At 63.9% G+C, this 14,081-nt stretch carries 14 protein-coding genes; 4 read left to right on the top strand and 10 right to left on the bottom strand.

What is annotated here, in order from left to right:
* Nucleotides 1-126: 126 nt before the first annotated feature.
* Entirely contained in the window at nt 127-1,218 is a 1,092-nt protein-coding gene (locus OG422_RS16070) for a pentapeptide repeat-containing protein (RefSeq protein WP_405743457.1), read from the bottom strand.
* Nucleotides 1,219-2,249: 1,031 nt separating this feature from the next.
* Nucleotides 2,250-2,483, bottom strand: coding sequence for a hypothetical protein (locus OG422_RS16065; protein WP_405743456.1), 234 nt, complete (start codon nt 2,481-2,483; stop codon nt 2,250-2,252).
* Between the two features lie 29 nt (nt 2,484-2,512).
* Between OG422_RS16065 and OG422_RS16060 the strand changes: the two genes are divergently transcribed.
* Nucleotides 2,513-3,646, top strand: coding sequence for a helix-turn-helix domain-containing protein (locus OG422_RS16060; RefSeq protein ID WP_405743455.1), 1,134 nt, complete (start codon nt 2,513-2,515; stop codon nt 3,644-3,646).
* Nucleotides 3,647-3,980: 334 nt separating this feature from the next.
* Here the strand turns inward: OG422_RS16060 and OG422_RS16055 are convergent, their stop codons facing one another.
* The 3 genes from OG422_RS16055 to OG422_RS16045 form a co-directional block, all read right to left on the bottom strand.
* Entirely contained in the window at nt 3,981-4,544 is a 564-nt protein-coding gene (locus tag OG422_RS16055; protein ID WP_405743454.1) for a hypothetical protein, read from the bottom strand.
* Between the two features lie 245 nt (nt 4,545-4,789).
* On the bottom strand, nt 4,790-5,149 hold the full coding sequence (locus tag OG422_RS16050; protein WP_405743453.1) for a hypothetical protein: 360 nt from the start codon (nt 5,147-5,149) through the stop codon (nt 4,790-4,792).
* Nucleotides 5,146-5,439: a hypothetical protein gene (locus tag OG422_RS16045; protein ID WP_405743452.1), complete on the bottom strand. Its 294-nt coding sequence runs from the start codon at nt 5,437-5,439 to the stop codon at nt 5,146-5,148. The genes OG422_RS16050 and OG422_RS16045 overlap by 4 nt, the downstream gene beginning before the upstream one ends.
* Before the next feature lie 341 nt (nt 5,440-5,780).
* Between OG422_RS16045 and OG422_RS16040 the strand changes: the two genes are divergently transcribed.
* On the top strand, nt 5,781-6,995 hold the full coding sequence (locus OG422_RS16040; RefSeq protein WP_405743451.1) for an amidohydrolase family protein: 1,215 nt from the start codon (nt 5,781-5,783) through the stop codon (nt 6,993-6,995).
* Between the two features lie 62 nt (nt 6,996-7,057).
* Here OG422_RS16040 and OG422_RS16035 read toward each other — a convergent pair whose 3' ends face one another.
* Nucleotides 7,058-7,843, bottom strand: coding sequence for a GntR family transcriptional regulator (locus OG422_RS16035; RefSeq protein ID WP_405743450.1), 786 nt, complete (start codon nt 7,841-7,843; stop codon nt 7,058-7,060).
* Between the two features lie 84 nt (nt 7,844-7,927).
* Complete coding sequence (locus OG422_RS16030) at nt 7,928-8,128, bottom strand: hypothetical protein (RefSeq protein ID WP_405743449.1); 201 nt, start codon at nt 8,126-8,128, stop codon at nt 7,928-7,930.
* A gap of 144 nt (nt 8,129-8,272) precedes the next feature.
* Between OG422_RS16030 and OG422_RS16025 the strand changes: the two genes are divergently transcribed.
* Nucleotides 8,273-9,031, top strand: a complete 759-nt coding sequence (locus tag OG422_RS16025; RefSeq protein WP_405743448.1) for a GntR family transcriptional regulator — start codon at nt 8,273-8,275, stop codon at nt 9,029-9,031.
* A gap of 40 nt (nt 9,032-9,071) precedes the next feature.
* The gene (locus tag OG422_RS16020) at nt 9,072-9,995 is read left to right on the top strand and encodes an FkbM family methyltransferase (protein WP_405743447.1); all 924 of its coding nucleotides are present in this window, start codon (nt 9,072-9,074) and stop codon (nt 9,993-9,995) included.
* A 194-nt stretch (nt 9,996-10,189) separates the two neighbouring features.
* Here the strand turns inward: OG422_RS16020 and OG422_RS16015 are convergent, their stop codons facing one another.
* The 3 genes from OG422_RS16015 to OG422_RS16005 form a co-directional block, all read right to left on the bottom strand.
* The gene (locus OG422_RS16015) at nt 10,190-10,777 is read right to left on the bottom strand and encodes a hypothetical protein (protein WP_405743446.1); all 588 of its coding nucleotides are present in this window, start codon (nt 10,775-10,777) and stop codon (nt 10,190-10,192) included.
* Between the two features lie 164 nt (nt 10,778-10,941).
* Nucleotides 10,942-12,582 (bottom strand): hypothetical protein, encoded by a 1,641-nt coding sequence (locus OG422_RS16010; protein ID WP_405743445.1) that lies wholly within the window; start codon nt 12,580-12,582, stop codon nt 10,942-10,944.
* A 755-nt stretch (nt 12,583-13,337) separates the two neighbouring features.
* On the bottom strand, nt 13,338-14,033 hold the full coding sequence (locus OG422_RS16005; protein ID WP_405743444.1) for a hypothetical protein: 696 nt from the start codon (nt 14,031-14,033) through the stop codon (nt 13,338-13,340).
* Nucleotides 14,034-14,081 lie beyond the last annotated feature (48 nt).

Genomic DNA, 14,081 nt, shown 5'->3' with positions numbered 1-14,081 from the left:
GCTCCCGCGGACGGCAGCGATGACTGAGCCTCCCGGGTCCGATGACTTCCCAGCCCATTCGACAGCTGTCTGCACTTTTAGGTCCCTAGAGTCCATACGGTTAAATCTCCGAGAACGCCAGGAAGTTCAACACGGGGTACGCCCCGCAGGAAGAGGATCCGTTTGGGTCGGATAATCTTTGGCGTGCGCGTGATGCGCGTCTGAGAACGTTGCCCCCGCAGCTCTCACATTAGTGAAAGTAACGTAACTCAATTCTGCCTTGGATAGGTTCGCCCTAGTTAGGCAAGCTCCGGTCATGTCGGACCCTGATAGATCTGCACTCACGAATTTAGCATCCAGCAGGATGCTGTCCTTCCATACCCCACTCCCCTTGAGTCCCGACAAGTCTGCTTTAATCATGCTGGCGGAAGAGAAAATCGGGGCGATCTCCGACATGGGGAAAGGTCCCGGTGCGGCTTTGATGAGACGAACCCCAAACAGGTTGGCGTTAGAAAAATCTGCCCCCCCGATGAGCGAGCCACTCAGATCCGCCGTTGATAGCTCGGCTCCCCGAAAGCTTGCCCCTTGGAGGGTGGACTTCCTTAAATCTGCGTCAAGCATTTCCGCCTTATCGAGGCGAGCTTTCACTAGATTTGCTTCACGAAGATTGGCTCTGGCAAGGTGGGAGTAACGCAGGTCCGAGCCAGTAAACAGGAACCCCTTAAGGTCTCGATCGCTTAGATCGGCGCCCCGAAGGTCACTGGAACGAAGGTCAACCACTGCACTCTTATCTCGGGCTGCGTCCCGGGAAGTAAGGACTTCAATGGCCGCCTGAATATCCGCTTCCAATCGAAGGTGGTGGCCTGACTTCTTTTCGTCACTCACCGGAATGGACAGGTCGTCCGGAATCTTGGTCTTCTCTTGGTCGATCGGCGCCCTCGTGCGAACGAACGAAGAGAGTAGATTCACGATGGCTGGCTGGTCGCGTGTGGAGTCTTGCATTATTCGCTGCAGTGCGTACACGCCACCCAGGCGTAATGTTTCGGTTTTAGAGCCAAGATTCGTCACGGCAGAGTTGTAGCGGTCGGTAATCTGACCTTCTTCCGAGAGGCGTAGATCTGCATTCGCTTGATTTACCGTTTGCCAGGTAAATACGAGTGCAATCACTGCCGCAAGGCCGGGTAAAAGATTAATGGAGATTACCGCCCAGTCCCTGCCCTGGGCGTTATCGGGCGGCAAGCGGCGCCCTCCCCGGCCCATCCTCCGCCGCATCCTTAGAGTGCCTCGCGTCGCCACGGAGGCAGTGCGAACGGAGCGTTGGCGCCTGTCTCTGCGAGATCCATCCCCACCAACATGCCTTCTTGAGCTGGGAGTTGAAGCACACATTTGGCGGAGCATACAGCCCGAATCGCGCTGCGGGGGCCGTAAGCGATCACTACAAGCGCAGCCCGATGATTGGGTCTGCTGGCGGCTGCCACCACTCACCCAGCCCGCCACGCACGCCACCTGCAGACGCGCAGCTGGCAGCGGCGCCCTCTCCATCCCGGTGTCGGCCGATCCCCGCCGGAGGCACTGTTCTGACCTCGACTGCTCGCCGTGCAGCACCTAGTTCATGGTTCTCGGCTCACCGTCTGAGCGCGGCCCGGCCCCCAACCCGCAGCACCGCAGTCCCCCACCCTGGCCACAGGTTGGCCACACCCCCTGATCACCCCCCAGATACGGGCGATCAAAACTGAGACACCCCCAACGCAAAAGGGGCACCCGATCCACTCGGGTGCCCCTTCCGACCAGCGACTTCGCTGACCTCTGCGGAGGCTGTGGGATTTGAACCCACGGTGAGGGATCACCTCACGACAGTTTTCAAGAGAAGGCGGCCGCGCGCATCAATCTGGCCGTTGACCTGCCAGAACTGCTGACCGTCCATGGCTGAACACCGCCGCTGGTCCACAGGTGGTCCACAGGGGCGTGAGCGTGTCTCGCAAGCCTGGGACACCCCGATCCACCCCACGGTCGTCCACTGTCCTTGATGTCAGACGGCCCCTCGTTGCTGTCTACGGGCGAGCGGGTTGCTGAGGTTGTTCGGCCCGGCCACCTGGCCTTCAAAGGGCGAAGGCAGTTGCTTACGGCCACGCCGGTTGCGGTACTTCGCTGCTGTACTGCGTTTTGGGGTGTGTCAGATGGTCAGGCGCGGCGCCATGCTTCGAAGCATCGCTCGCGGTCCTGCGACGTTTCGAACTGTCGCCGTCCGGCCAGCGCAACGCGCCATGTGCTCACTGAGTCGATGAGCCTGCTACGGCAGTGCGCTCAGGCTGCGTCAGTTCCTCCAGGAAGCTCAGCGCGCGGGAGGCAATGCCGCCTCCGTTGCCACCATGGAGGTAGTCGAAGAAGAGGCCGCCCACGTTGGCAGGATGGATGGTCATGGCTCCCGCCCCCGCATCGCAGATGCGCTTCCAAAACTGTTTGTTCACCAACGTCGGGCCTAGGGCGTGAAAACTGTTGCCCATGCGACCGCGAAGTCTGAGATCATGCCTGCATGGCCATGGAGATGCGCGTCGAACTTCAGAATTATCGCGGAAAATTATTCATTAATGAAAGCGAATTCCTCGACATTATCGCCGCAGGAAGCAAGCCTGGGCTTGAGGTCTCACTGAAACCCACCGGCGAGCAGATTCCAGTCGGGACGAGATTTAGCGACCTGATTGCGGCGATAGGCCCCGCATTCGAATTTCAAGCCGCTGAATTCGTGGACGTTCGAGGTCTCGACGCCTGGCGCCCCCTGCATGCCGACGCCATCTGCCTCTTCTTTGGGCTGCGCAAAAGCGGCGGGAACCCATGCCTCACCCAATACGAGAACTATCCAACATCGGTTGACTTTATCGTCGTCGTGCACCCCTCGGTCGGCGAAGGCGAGATGAGGCGACGCACGGAAATTATTTGCTTGAAGTATGGCATAAGGGTAGTCGATTTTTCCGAACATGAAGACTCGTACTCGCATCACTGGAATATCTTGGGTGTATGGATAGAGGAGGGCACGCTGCGGGAAGTGATGGATGCCGCAGACGAGTTGGGCCTAGCGGCACGCACCCCCTCCTGGCCGGCATCGTTCACTCCGGCGGAAATTCTGCACGCCGTTAGGCATGACTTGATCGAGATTCTGACGGGCGAGCTTCGAGAGGGGGATTGTTTTGATGCCAAAGAATCTCTAGACCTTAGCGAGAATTCAGCAAAAGTGGAGTTCGCGAAAGATGTGGCCCAGTTTGCAAATTCGGCCGACGGCGGGATCCTTCTCATTGGCGTCAAAACGAGAAAGCTAGAAGGAGGGGTGGAAGTCTTCGCTAAGCTGGCACCACTCGATAAGAATCCTCGCCTCTCGACCTCTCCGGCGAAGCTTGCACAGGCCGCACGCGATGTTGCCGATCGTTCGATTTACCCGGCAGTGTCGGGGCTATCGATCGATTTGATTCGATTGCGCGACGGTGAATTGATATCTGTCTACATCCCTCCTCAGGCTTCCCAGCTCAAGCCGTTTATTGTGCATGGCGAGACTGTTTCCGGAAAGCACTTTGGGGAGTTTTTCAGCATCCCTATGCGTAGAGGCGATTCAAACCTTCCTGTATCACCGAAGGAGCTTCATCGGCTGCTTTCTGGGCGACTTTGGGGTTCCTGATTCCGCATCGCGTGCGAGGTCGATGTAGCGGCTTTGGGGCGAGTGATCATGGCCCCATACTCTGAACCGCGAATCGGGCAGGCTTGTAGACCTGCCCGTTAGTGCCCGATGTGGTGCCGTGATTTTTCTCTGACGTCAGGCAGCTGATTGCTGTGCGCGCGGCCCGGCCGCCGGCTGGGCTGGAGCGGGGCGGATACAGGAGCGCGGGCCCGTGCGGTGGCCGGGCCGTACGCGGTGAGCGGAGTGAGCTGCCTTGAACTCGTAGAAAAAATTGTTACTCAGCAACTGATTGCCTGTGTGCCTGGTCTCCAAGCGCGGATGGCGAGTACACGGCCTACGAGCCATCCGCCGACGACCGCGCCGGCGGCAGCAACAGATCCCGCTCCGGATGCTTCTCGCCGGAGGTGCTGCCCTGCACCCCCAGATCCGTGCGCGCCGCATCATGGAAGGTATTGATCGCCCGGAACACGGCGCGATGCCGGTCCCGCCACTCCTCCAGGGTGCCGGTGATCTTGCCCGTCGCCTGCCAGTCGATCTCCAGGGCGATGGCGTTCAGGTCATGGGCTGCCTCCATGACATCGTCGGCGCCCAGGAGCATGATGCGCTCGAAGGACCGGCCACGCAGACGCGACGCTTCCGCGTGCTCGGCGAGCAGCTCCTGCTGGGGCTTCTCCGCCGGGCGGATGCCTTCTCTGTCCTCGTAGATCTGGACGGCCAGGAAGATGACGGCCCGCATGCGGTCCACGTAGCCCTCGTATGCGGACAGCTTCCGGTCGTCCCAGCGGGTCAGCAGCTCGTACCGTGTGCGGTTCCGTTCCGCGAGGTAGTTGCCCACGTACGACGTGAGTGCGCCGAGCAATACCGCGCCGATCGTGACCAGTTGTTCGCCGGCAGCCATGCGCTCCCCCGAGCCGAGACTCATGTTGATGACTTGGCGGTCATCTTAAGGTCCGGGCTTCGCCGCCTTCCGTCCGTGGCCGAATCGAGGCGACATCATGGCGCCCCCGAACGCGCGGAAGCCCGGCTCGCGTACAGCCTCGTACGCGAGCCGGGCTTTCCCGGGTTGAGCTGGCGGTTTGGAGCGCTGGCCGCACGATCCGCCGGTCCTCACCGACGGATCAGGGCGCCAGGCCCGGCAGCCGCTCAGCCGAAGGCGTCAGCCGGGAGCGTCGGCCCCTCTCCCTCCTCGCCGCCGGCCTCGCCTTCTCCGGCCGGCGTCGGCCAACCCAGGCGCTGCCCTCGGCTGTCGGCGATCCGGAGGACGTTCGTCAGGGCTTCGACCAGGCAGCCCGCCAGGTAGTGAAGCTCTTCCCGTGACGCCTGTTCCACGCTGAGCACCTCATGGGCGTGCTCGACGGCCCCGGCGGCCATGCCGAGCTGCACGGCTTCCGTGTCGTCCGCCAGGCGCCACATGAAGCTGGCGTCATCGTCCGCGCTCAGGTGACACGGCTGGCCGTTCTCCCCCGTCCAGGGGAGCAGGCGAGGCATCGGCGTCCGGGTCATGCGCGCACCCCCTTGCCGGAGGAGTGCGGGAGGCCGACCACTGCGGAGCGTGCCGCCCTGTGGCCGTTCTCCGTCTGTCGCTGCTCGTGGGCGAGGACGTATGGGCGGACGAGGTCGATGTCACGGAGGTGCCCGGCCTCGTGGCGGGGCGGCGGGCAGACGAGGAGCGTGCGCCGTTTCTGGGCGGTGCAAGAGGTCGGTCGACTCCCCTGCGCCTGTCGGTGGCGCCCCCGGGCCGGCAGCAGTCGGCGCAGGGGCGGGACGAGGTAGCGGGCGATGCGGTGTGCCATGACGACCTGCTTTCTCAGGTTGGAAATGCCCCCGGACCGATCGCGGGAGGGGCAGTTGTTTCCGGCGTACGGAGCGCCTCACGGCGGGGCCCGTGGCGAGGAAGAACGGGCTCACCAGGCCCTTTCACGCACGCAGGCGCACGGATTCACCAGGCGCGATGACCTAACGTAAATCTAGTTAACTAGCTTAGGTGGAGAATGGAAGGTTCGCCACACCTTCGGGCGCGCACTCACGCCGACGAGGGAAAGTCCGGCATCGCCTTGTTGCTTGAAGGGCGGCTCTATACCCTCCAGCTGACGCCTCGTCAGATTTAGGTGTCCGGCACCTTCGGGAGGGCTTCATGACCAGCGAGACAAGCGGCACGACCGAGATTCCGAAGATCATCAGCGTCGACGACCACGTCATCGAGCCCGCGCACCTCTTCGAGACCTGGCTGCCGGCGAAGTACCGGGACCGCGGACCGAAGCCGCTCACCGCGGGCATCGGCGGCCTGGAGCGCGTCGCGAGCAAGTACCGGTTCACCACAGACCCCAACGGCCAGCTGACCGACTGGTGGGAGTACGAGGGGAACCTCTTCCCGTACAAGCGGATCATCGCCGCCGTCGGCTTCTCCCGCGACGAGATGACGCTGGACGGCATCACCCGGGAGCAGATGCGCAAGGGCTGCTGGGATCCGAAGGCGCGGCTGGCGGACATGGACCTCAACCACGTCGAGGCGTCGCTCTGCTTCCCGACCTTCCCGCGCTTCTGCGGCCAGACCTTCGCCGAGGCCGACGACCTCGAAGTGGGGCTCGCGTGCGTCCGGGCGTACAACGACTGGATGGTGGAGGAGTGGTGCGGGGACAGCGGCGGGCGGCTCGTCCCGCTCTGCCTCATCCCCCTGTGGGACGTGGACCTGGCCGTCGCCGAGATCCGCCGGAACGCCGCCCGCGGCGTACGAGCCGTGACGTTCAGCGAGATCCCGACCTACCTGGGGCTGCCGTCGATCCACACCGGCTACTGGGACCCGTTCTTCGCCGCCTGCGAGGAGACCGGAACCGCCGTCTGCATGCACATCGGCTCGTCGTCGCAGATGCCCGCCGCGTCCCCGGACGCGCCACCGGCGGTGGAGGCGTCGCTCAGTTTCAACAACGCCATGGCGTCGATGATGGACTTCCTCTTCAGCGGTGTCCTGGTCCGCTTTCCGAAGCTCAAACTCGCGTACGCCGAAGGCCAGATGGGCTGGGTTCCGTACGCCCTGGAGCGCGCCGACGACGTCTGGGAGGAGCACCGCGCCTGGGGCGGCGTCCGCGACCTCATCCCGCACCCGCCGTCCACGTACTACTACCGGCAGATATTCTGCTGCTTCTTCCGCGACAAGCACGGCGTCGCGTCGATCGAGACCGTGGGCGTGGACAACGCGACCTTCGAGACGGATTACCCGCACGTCGACTCCACCTGGCCGCACACCAAGCGAGTCGCCGAGGAGCACGTGGGCGACCTCCCACCGGACATCGTCTACAAGCTGCTCCGAGGCAACGCGATCCGGATGCTGGATCTCGACTTCGACAAGTAGGCGGCGGAACCGCGCTGTGGCCGCACCGGGTTCGGTACGGCCACAGCAGGCGGGAGCGTTCGTCAGCGACGGGCGGAAGCCTCTGGCATGGGCGTCGTGTACACCGCAGCGATGCGGTCGCCGCGCATCAGCATGTGGGCGACCTCCACCGCGCGCCCTTCGGCGTCCCGGGCAACCCGCTGAATCTCCAGGACAGAGGTGCCGGGGCCGACCCCGAGTTCGGCGGCCTCGTCCGCCGTGGGCGGCCTGGCTGTGAGCCGCTCCTCCACGTGGTCCAGCTCGACGCTGACGGCCGCGAGCCAGTGCTGGCAGACGTCGCCCCACGGTGCCTCGCCGGCAAGAGTCAGCGCGGGCACCCACGGCGTCCCCGCGACCATGTCGTACCGCAGGTAGGACCGCACGACGCTGCACGGATACTCGTCCTGCGGACGCTGACCGAGGTGAACGAACTCCAGGAGCCGCGTCCCCGCCTCCACGCCCATCAGGTGCGCGATCTCCGGCGACGCCGTCACCTCCCCGCTGGTGACGGAGACCTTGAGATCCGCATCGAGCCCGGGACGTCCATGACCACGCCCACGGGCACGCTCCCGCAGTGCGGGCTGCGACGGCCGATCGTTGGCGTACTCGATCAGCGGCACGTCCGTACGCACGAAGGTCCCGCGCCCGTGGTACTTCACGATCAGCCCCTCGCCCACGAGAAGCCCGAGCGCGTGGCGCACGGTCGGCGTCCCCGCCTTGTACGTGCGGACGAGCATGCTCTCCGAGGGCAGGCGGCCTTCGACACCGAATTCGCCGCTCCGGACCCGTCGGCGCAGATCCGCCGCGATCTCCTCGTATCGCTTAGTCATCCGTGCTCACCGCCATCCCCTCCGCCATGCCTTCCTCACTCGACCGCAAGGGCTGGCCCCCTCTCCGTCCGTTCCGACACTCGTTCACCGCGACCGCCGTTCTCCCGGCTCGGCGGGCGGCGGCGCCCGCCAGATGACGGCCCACGCGATGAGTCCGTCCTCGCCGCTGCCGATCCCGAAGCGGTCGGCGCGCTCCAGGGCCGCGAGCAGCGCGCGCCAGCTCGCCTCGGACGGGGCTTCCGGCACGCTGACCTCGATGCGGATGCGGCCGTTGCGACGGTTCATCCACGGTTCGTACGCAGCCGCCCTGAGCCGCGCCGCGATGTCCTGCGCTCGGGAAGCAGGTGCAGGCACGACCCCTCCGTCGTAGCGTGATACTCAGAGTGAAGTTAGTGAACTAGCTTAAGGCTAGTGGACTAGATTTGCTATATGCCTGAGCAGCCGCCTTACCTCGTCGTCGCCGACCGCCTCCGGCAGCGCATCACCACCGGCGAGTGGTCGCCCGGGGACCGGCTGCCGTCCCGCTCCGAGATCGGCGCCGACTACCAGGTCGGCGAGAACGTCGTACGCCGCGCGCAGGAACTGCTGATCGCACAGGGCCTGCTCGAAGGCCGCGCCGGATCAGGCACGTACGTCGCGGAGCCGCGTGAACGCCTCCGCATGGTCCGGTCGTGGTGCCGCGATCAGCGCGGCGGCTCGCCCTTCCGCGCCGACATGGCGGGCGTCGGGAAGCGCGGCACCTGGGAGCACCGCACCGAGGCGAAGGTTCCGGCGCCCGCGGGCATCGCCGCCCGGCTCGGCATCGGCGAAGGTGATCCGTGCGTGCGTACGGAGTACGAGTTCCTGGCAGACGGGAAGCCGGTGCAGCTCTCGACGAGTTGGGAGCCGTACAGCATCACCGGCGGCACCATCGTCGTCCTGCCCGAGGGCGGGCCGCATGCCGGCCGGGGCGTCGTCGAGCGGATGGCGGAGATCGGCGTCGTGATCACGCACGTGGTCGAACAGCCGGAGCCGCGGAAGGCCACCGCCCACGAAGCCCACCTCCTCGGCATCACCAAGAACTCCCTGGTCACGCACATCCAGCGGACCTACATGGCGGAAGACGGGCGTCCGGCGGAGACCGCCGACATCGTCATCCCCGCCGCACACAGCGAGATCGTCTACGAGATCCCCATCGATCGCGTGTAAGTCCGGAACGCCATGCCCTGTCTGACGTATGGGAGTTGGGATGACCGCCGCACGCCCGCGGATCAAACGAGACCTCGCCCGTTGGTACGTCCGCTACGCGCCGGGCCCCCTCGGCAAGACCGCGATACTCGACGGCTTCCTCAACGCCGAACTGCGCGACCACCCGGTGAAGCGCCACACCCGCACCCGCTTCGGCGCCACCATCACGACGGACACCCAGGACCTCATCCAGCGCTACCTCTACCTCTTCGGCACCTGGGAGCCGAACCTCACCGGGTGGCTCGCCAGTCGACTGAAGCCCGGCGACACCTTCGTGGACGTCGGCGCCAACATCGGCTACTACAGCCTGCTCGCCTCTCACCTCGTCGGCGAAAGCGGCAAGGTGGTGGCCATCGAAGCGTCGCCGACGTTCCACAAGCTCCTGGCGGCGAACGCCGCGGCCAATCGCTGCGACAACCTGCGCGCCGTCAACGCCGCAGTTTCCGACCGCGAGGAGACCCTGACGTTCACGCTCGCCAGCTCGCACAACATGGGGGCGAACAGCATCGTGCCGTACGCGGGGAAGGCGGAGTCCACGTTCGAGGCGCGGGCCCGGCCGCTCCCGGATGTGCTGACACCGGACGAGATAGCCCGCGCCCGCATCATCAAGATCGACGTCGAGGGGGCAGAGGGCGCGGTGGTCCGTGGCCTGGAGCCCGTTCTGGACCGTCTACGCCCCGATGCCGAGCTGGCCGTCGAGGTCACCCCGCAGCGAATGGCCGAACTGGGCTTCTCGGTGGAGGAGCTTCTGGAGACCTTCACGAGCCGGGGCTTCCATGTGTACCGGGTGGCCAATGAGTACGCGGCGGGGAGTTACCCGGCGACGCTGCGCCAGGGCGCCCAGGCGCCGGTTCGTTGGCGGGGGCCGGTCGTGGAGGAGAGTGAATTGATGTTCTCGCGGGTGGATGCGGAGAGGCTGCCGTGACCCTGTCTGCCCCAAGGGCCCGTAGCTTCGTGAACCGTGGCGGGCCACCCCACCTACGACTTAACCCACCGGTTCACCAGTAGAGCGCAAGCCCAGCTGCCGTGGTCTACTCACTAGACCCGGTTGAGGGTGTACCCAAGAACCACATCGGCCAGTAGATGCTGACGACACCGAGGATCGAGGGGCCGACTCAGTCACTGCGTGGATTTCGTGGCTGACTGCTCCGGCTGGAATTCCCGTTGCTCCGCCAGTGTGAGCCCCTCCGCCAAGTCCGGCCAGTCCATCTCCTTCATCAAGAGTCGCGCGGTGGCAACGAACAGCTTGTGACGAGCCGGGTCGTCCTCCAGTCTTTCGACTACTTGGGCCAGGACGTGGGCGGTGCGCATGGCGTTGGTCTGCGCGTCCTCGGCTCTGCCGACGAACGGCAAGATGTTTGTGTTGAACTCATCCCACACGATCGGTTGGTGCACTTCGCGGTGGTGTTCGAGCCACCAGGCACGTGCTGTATCGGCGTCACCTAGCACCTTGTCCCGCATATATGCCACACGGGCCTCGTATAGGTCGTGGCGGAGCTGCTGTTCACGCATGGCGTCTTCGTACGCCTGGGCACGAGCTGCAGCCTCACTGCTCAACCGGAGGACAAGGCGGGCTTTGATCTCTATAGGCCATTCCACATCCAGCCGCCGCCAGTCCGACAGCTCCAGTGCGAGTGCACTCTCCGCTTCTTCAATCTGCATCGGCAGATACCTGCGAGTGATCTGCGAAGCCTTCTCCTCCAACATCAACCGCGCGGTTGCATGCATCTCAGCGCGTTTTTGGCGCAGTTCCGCGGGACATGGGCGACAGAGAAGTACTCCGCTGACCGAGTAAGCCACTCCCCAGAGCTTCGTCGGCCACGTAGTGGAAATACGACCACGAAGACGTCGCTGTAGACCCAGGTACGCCATCACTCGCCTGATGCCTTCTCGCGTTCGTGAGTCCTGATGATCACTCGTCGGTACACCTCACCCCAGAACGAATCCTGAAAGTCAGGATCGCGCGCGAAGAATCGCTGCAGACCGCTTCGGTAGATCCTGGGTTCGTACACCTCGGACATGAGATCAACCAGCAGTTGCACAGACAGCCCACCAGTCTCGGCCTCGACGCCCCAAGCACCAAGCTGTTCATCTGCCGCACTCTGAGATTCCTCGTCCTGGAGCAGTTGCTGCCAGGCCCGCACAAAGCGCTTCCTTCCTTCAGAACTACTTGTTGTACCCAAGAGAAGCTGCGTGCCTTCATCACTGGCAGCTAGGGAAAGGAAGGCGACCAGACCGTGCTTCTTCGCTGGCTCCTCCGTCAGCCATGTCTCGAGAGCCTTCGCCACCTCGACCGAGTTGATCTGGGCAAGCCGTCGAAACGTGTCCACCATGGGGCGCGACGCGTACTGAGCGTGCACGGCTGCCCTGGCCAGCCGTGTCATGGCGATAGATGGCTGGTGTACAGCAAGTTCCCCGCCACAGATCTGTGTGACCAGATCAACCACTGCCGACGACGGCTTTCCGAGCATCCATCGGTACAAGCGTTCTCGGACGTATTTGCCCAGGGCCGGGTCAAGTGCCGCTTTAGTGAGCGCTTCCACTGCCAGTGGCATTCGGTGCTCGGATACCTCCTTAGCGATGCCATCAATAATGCTGCTGTCGTGCAGTTCTCGCGACAATTCGAGGAGTGCGGAGACAGCGATACGCGCATCGTCGTCAGGGACGGCCCGGTGGGCTACTACGGAAACCGCCCAAGAACGCAATAGAGTTCGCTGAGTCGGAAACTCTTCCCACAAGTTTCTGAGGATGGCGGGCGCCAGATCGTGCTTGTCTCGAGCGTGGAACGCCCGATCGCCGTGTGGTGTAAGAGTGGCGGCCTTCAGCCGGTGGCTGGATGTGGCGTCCGCGAGAACGTTGAGAGGTTCACGTGTGAAGTTGAGCTTCTCAAGAAGCAAGTCAGCAGCTTGGAGCACGGACTGCTTTCTCCCTCCGTGCAGCAGCGCACCCGCCCACACAGTGGCTCGTGTGGACACAAGCTCCGGTTCTCCGGGGAGCCCTAGTTTCGCCGGGGTGAGCAGGGAGTTGATGTGAGTGCCCCACCCGCGGAACTCGTCGATGATGCTGTTGTCGTTCTCCTGCGCCTCATAGACGATGCTAGCGAGTCGTCGGGCCTCTTGAGCGGGTGGATTGGAGAGCCAAATCTCTTTGTATGCCTCATGATCGAGCCAGGTGACGCGATGTTCTGCACCGAGCTGACATAGTTCTTGGCTTACCAGAAGTTTGGCATTCGGCGACGAGTGCCCGACAGTGATGAGGCGGGTTTCTTCAGCCCACACTCCATACCATTCGTCAGGGGTTGTAAGAACCACCAGATAGCAAGCACTCTTTGTTCCGTCACTGCCGTGGTTGAGCAGTCCCTGGCCGAACCGGGGACCGGGCTGCTTCGGCATATCTGAGAGGTCAAGGATGTATCCGTTACCTGCTGTTGACGGCAGTTTCTGGGCGTCAGGCTTCGACCACTCAGGCTCGAGGTCCACAATGGACAACGGCGCAGATGTCACCGTCGTCAACAAGCGCAGGGCAGCTGTGCGTCGCCCCGTTCCTGGCGGCGCACAGAGAACGACCACCCGGCGGTCCCTGAGTAGGGATTGCGCACGGTCCCACATGTCGGTGTCCCGCGGTGGAACGAAGCGGTCATCAGCGCAGACGGCTAGGTCCGCAGGATGCACCGACTGTTGTCGTACGAAATCACCGCCGTAGAAGTGCTGGTTCTCTGCCTGGTATCCGACTCCGTGGGGAGCGACCCTCTGCACGCGACCACCCACCGTCCCGGGGATCGGTCGAGAAGGAGGAGCGGTTAGCAGAGGCAGCTCCTGGCTACCCGGGCCCCCAATGACTCCGGCCGGCGACGGCGAACCATCGGCTGTCTCGCGCTCTCCGTCATCACGCGACGGTAGCGGCACGGGGACAGGAGGAGCAGACGGCGTGGAGCCAACTGCATGCCTATCAGTCTTGTTCGTATCATCCTGCGCAGCTACGGACTGGGCTTCATGCCCGGCCTGGGGGCCATATGGCACCTTCGGCCTGTCGTCCGGCATCGGGCCCCCTAACACCGGAGGCGCAGCAATCGGTGCCTCCATACCCTCTTGCGCGGATGTGATGTCGCGTGCACGACCGTTGCGGTTCCGCCAGTCGGGCCAGGGACGGCGGGGTGTCGCAGCGTATGACGGATCCTCCTGGGCAGGGGTGGGCCCGGGTGCATTGGCGGACTGCTGGGGAGGATCGACCGGGCCTTCAGAACCTCCTGCCTGGAACGGATCTTCGGTCATCGCGGGTCTCCCATACCGTTGAAATACTGGTTCTGGCCCTGGAAACTGCCGTTACCGTGTTGCACGAAAGATGGTGCTGACACGGGTCGTGCTTCCGCTCGCTGCGTCTCGTGCGCGGAGGGGGAGGCGGCCGAACTGTGCTGCTCTGGAACCTCGAAGAATGAGCGGTCCGCAAGGCCCCAGTCGAGACCAGGAACGTGCAGCCAGGCAGGCTGGGAAAACTTCTTGGCCCTGGCAATGCTCTGTGCAAAGTCCCCGGAGACGGTGTTGCCTGTGTCGAGCCCGCTCCGAAAGACATCTTCGTGCACCCGCTGCGAGATAATCACGGCGGTGTTCGTGCGCTGAGGATTGGCCCGTGCGAGGAGGTCTCGGAGCGTCTGATCGTCGAGAAGACGGTGGGTCTCGACCATGGGAACGCCCAGTCCAGAGGACGGCAACGGTCCGACGTGGACACTCACTCGGAGTTGCAGCACCCTCTGGCTGGGATGTTGCCTCCTGTAATCGTGCAGGACATCGCTAAGAGCCTCGGGGAAACACCCCACCAAGGCCGGCAACACCTCGGGGTCCAGCCCAGCGACGTACCCGTCACCTGTGTGCTGCGGGAAAACCCGCTGTTCCCAGCGTGCGCTAAGCCCCGTGGCGGACAGGGCCTGTGCGAGCACTTGCTGAATGTCCGCGTTGATCTCCTGCATGCGTTTGCTGGTGTGAGAGCTGAAGTCCCGAGCGTCAACCGCGAGTAC

This window comes from Streptomyces sp. NBC_01525, from assembly GCF_045040405.1.
Classification (GTDB): Bacteria; Actinomycetota; Actinomycetes; order Streptomycetales; family Streptomycetaceae; genus Streptomyces; species Streptomyces benahoarensis.
The sequence above is the reverse complement of the archived record's forward strand: the minus strand, read 5'-3'. Positions and strand labels throughout refer to the sequence as shown.

What these genes read in the sequence shown, in the direction of transcription:
- OG422_RS16050 (WP_405743453.1), bottom strand. Translation starts at nt 5,149, where the DNA reads ATGACCCGGACGCCGATGCCTCGCCTGCTCCCCTGGACGGGGGAGAAC.
- OG422_RS16040 (WP_405743451.1), top strand. Translation starts at nt 5,781, where the DNA reads ATGACCAGCGAGACAAGCGGCACGACCGAGATTCCGAAGATCATCAGC.
- OG422_RS16060 (WP_405743455.1), top strand. Translation starts at nt 2,513, where the DNA reads ATGGCCATGGAGATGCGCGTCGAACTTCAGAATTATCGCGGAAAATTA.
- OG422_RS16020 (WP_405743447.1), top strand. Translation starts at nt 9,072, where the DNA reads ATGACCGCCGCACGCCCGCGGATCAAACGAGACCTCGCCCGTTGGTAC.
- OG422_RS16030 (WP_405743449.1), bottom strand. Translation starts at nt 8,128, where the DNA reads ATGAACCGTCGCAACGGCCGCATCCGCATCGAGGTCAGCGTGCCGGAA.
- OG422_RS16055 (WP_405743454.1), bottom strand. Translation starts at nt 4,544, where the DNA reads ATGGCTGCCGGCGAACAACTGGTCACGATCGGCGCGGTATTGCTCGGC.
- OG422_RS16045 (WP_405743452.1), bottom strand. Translation starts at nt 5,439, where the DNA reads ATGGCACACCGCATCGCCCGCTACCTCGTCCCGCCCCTGCGCCGACTG.
- OG422_RS16015 (WP_405743446.1), bottom strand. Translation starts at nt 10,777, where the DNA reads ATGTTGGAGGAGAAGGCTTCGCAGATCACTCGCAGGTATCTGCCGATG.
- OG422_RS16065 (WP_405743456.1), bottom strand. Translation starts at nt 2,483, where the DNA reads ATGGGCAACAGTTTTCACGCCCTAGGCCCGACGTTGGTGAACAAACAG.
- OG422_RS16025 (WP_405743448.1), top strand. Translation starts at nt 8,273, where the DNA reads ATGCCTGAGCAGCCGCCTTACCTCGTCGTCGCCGACCGCCTCCGGCAG.
- OG422_RS16035 (WP_405743450.1), bottom strand. Translation starts at nt 7,843, where the DNA reads ATGACTAAGCGATACGAGGAGATCGCGGCGGATCTGCGCCGACGGGTC.
- OG422_RS16005 (WP_405743444.1), bottom strand. Translation starts at nt 14,033, where the DNA reads ATGCAGGAGATCAACGCGGACATTCAGCAAGTGCTCGCACAGGCCCTG.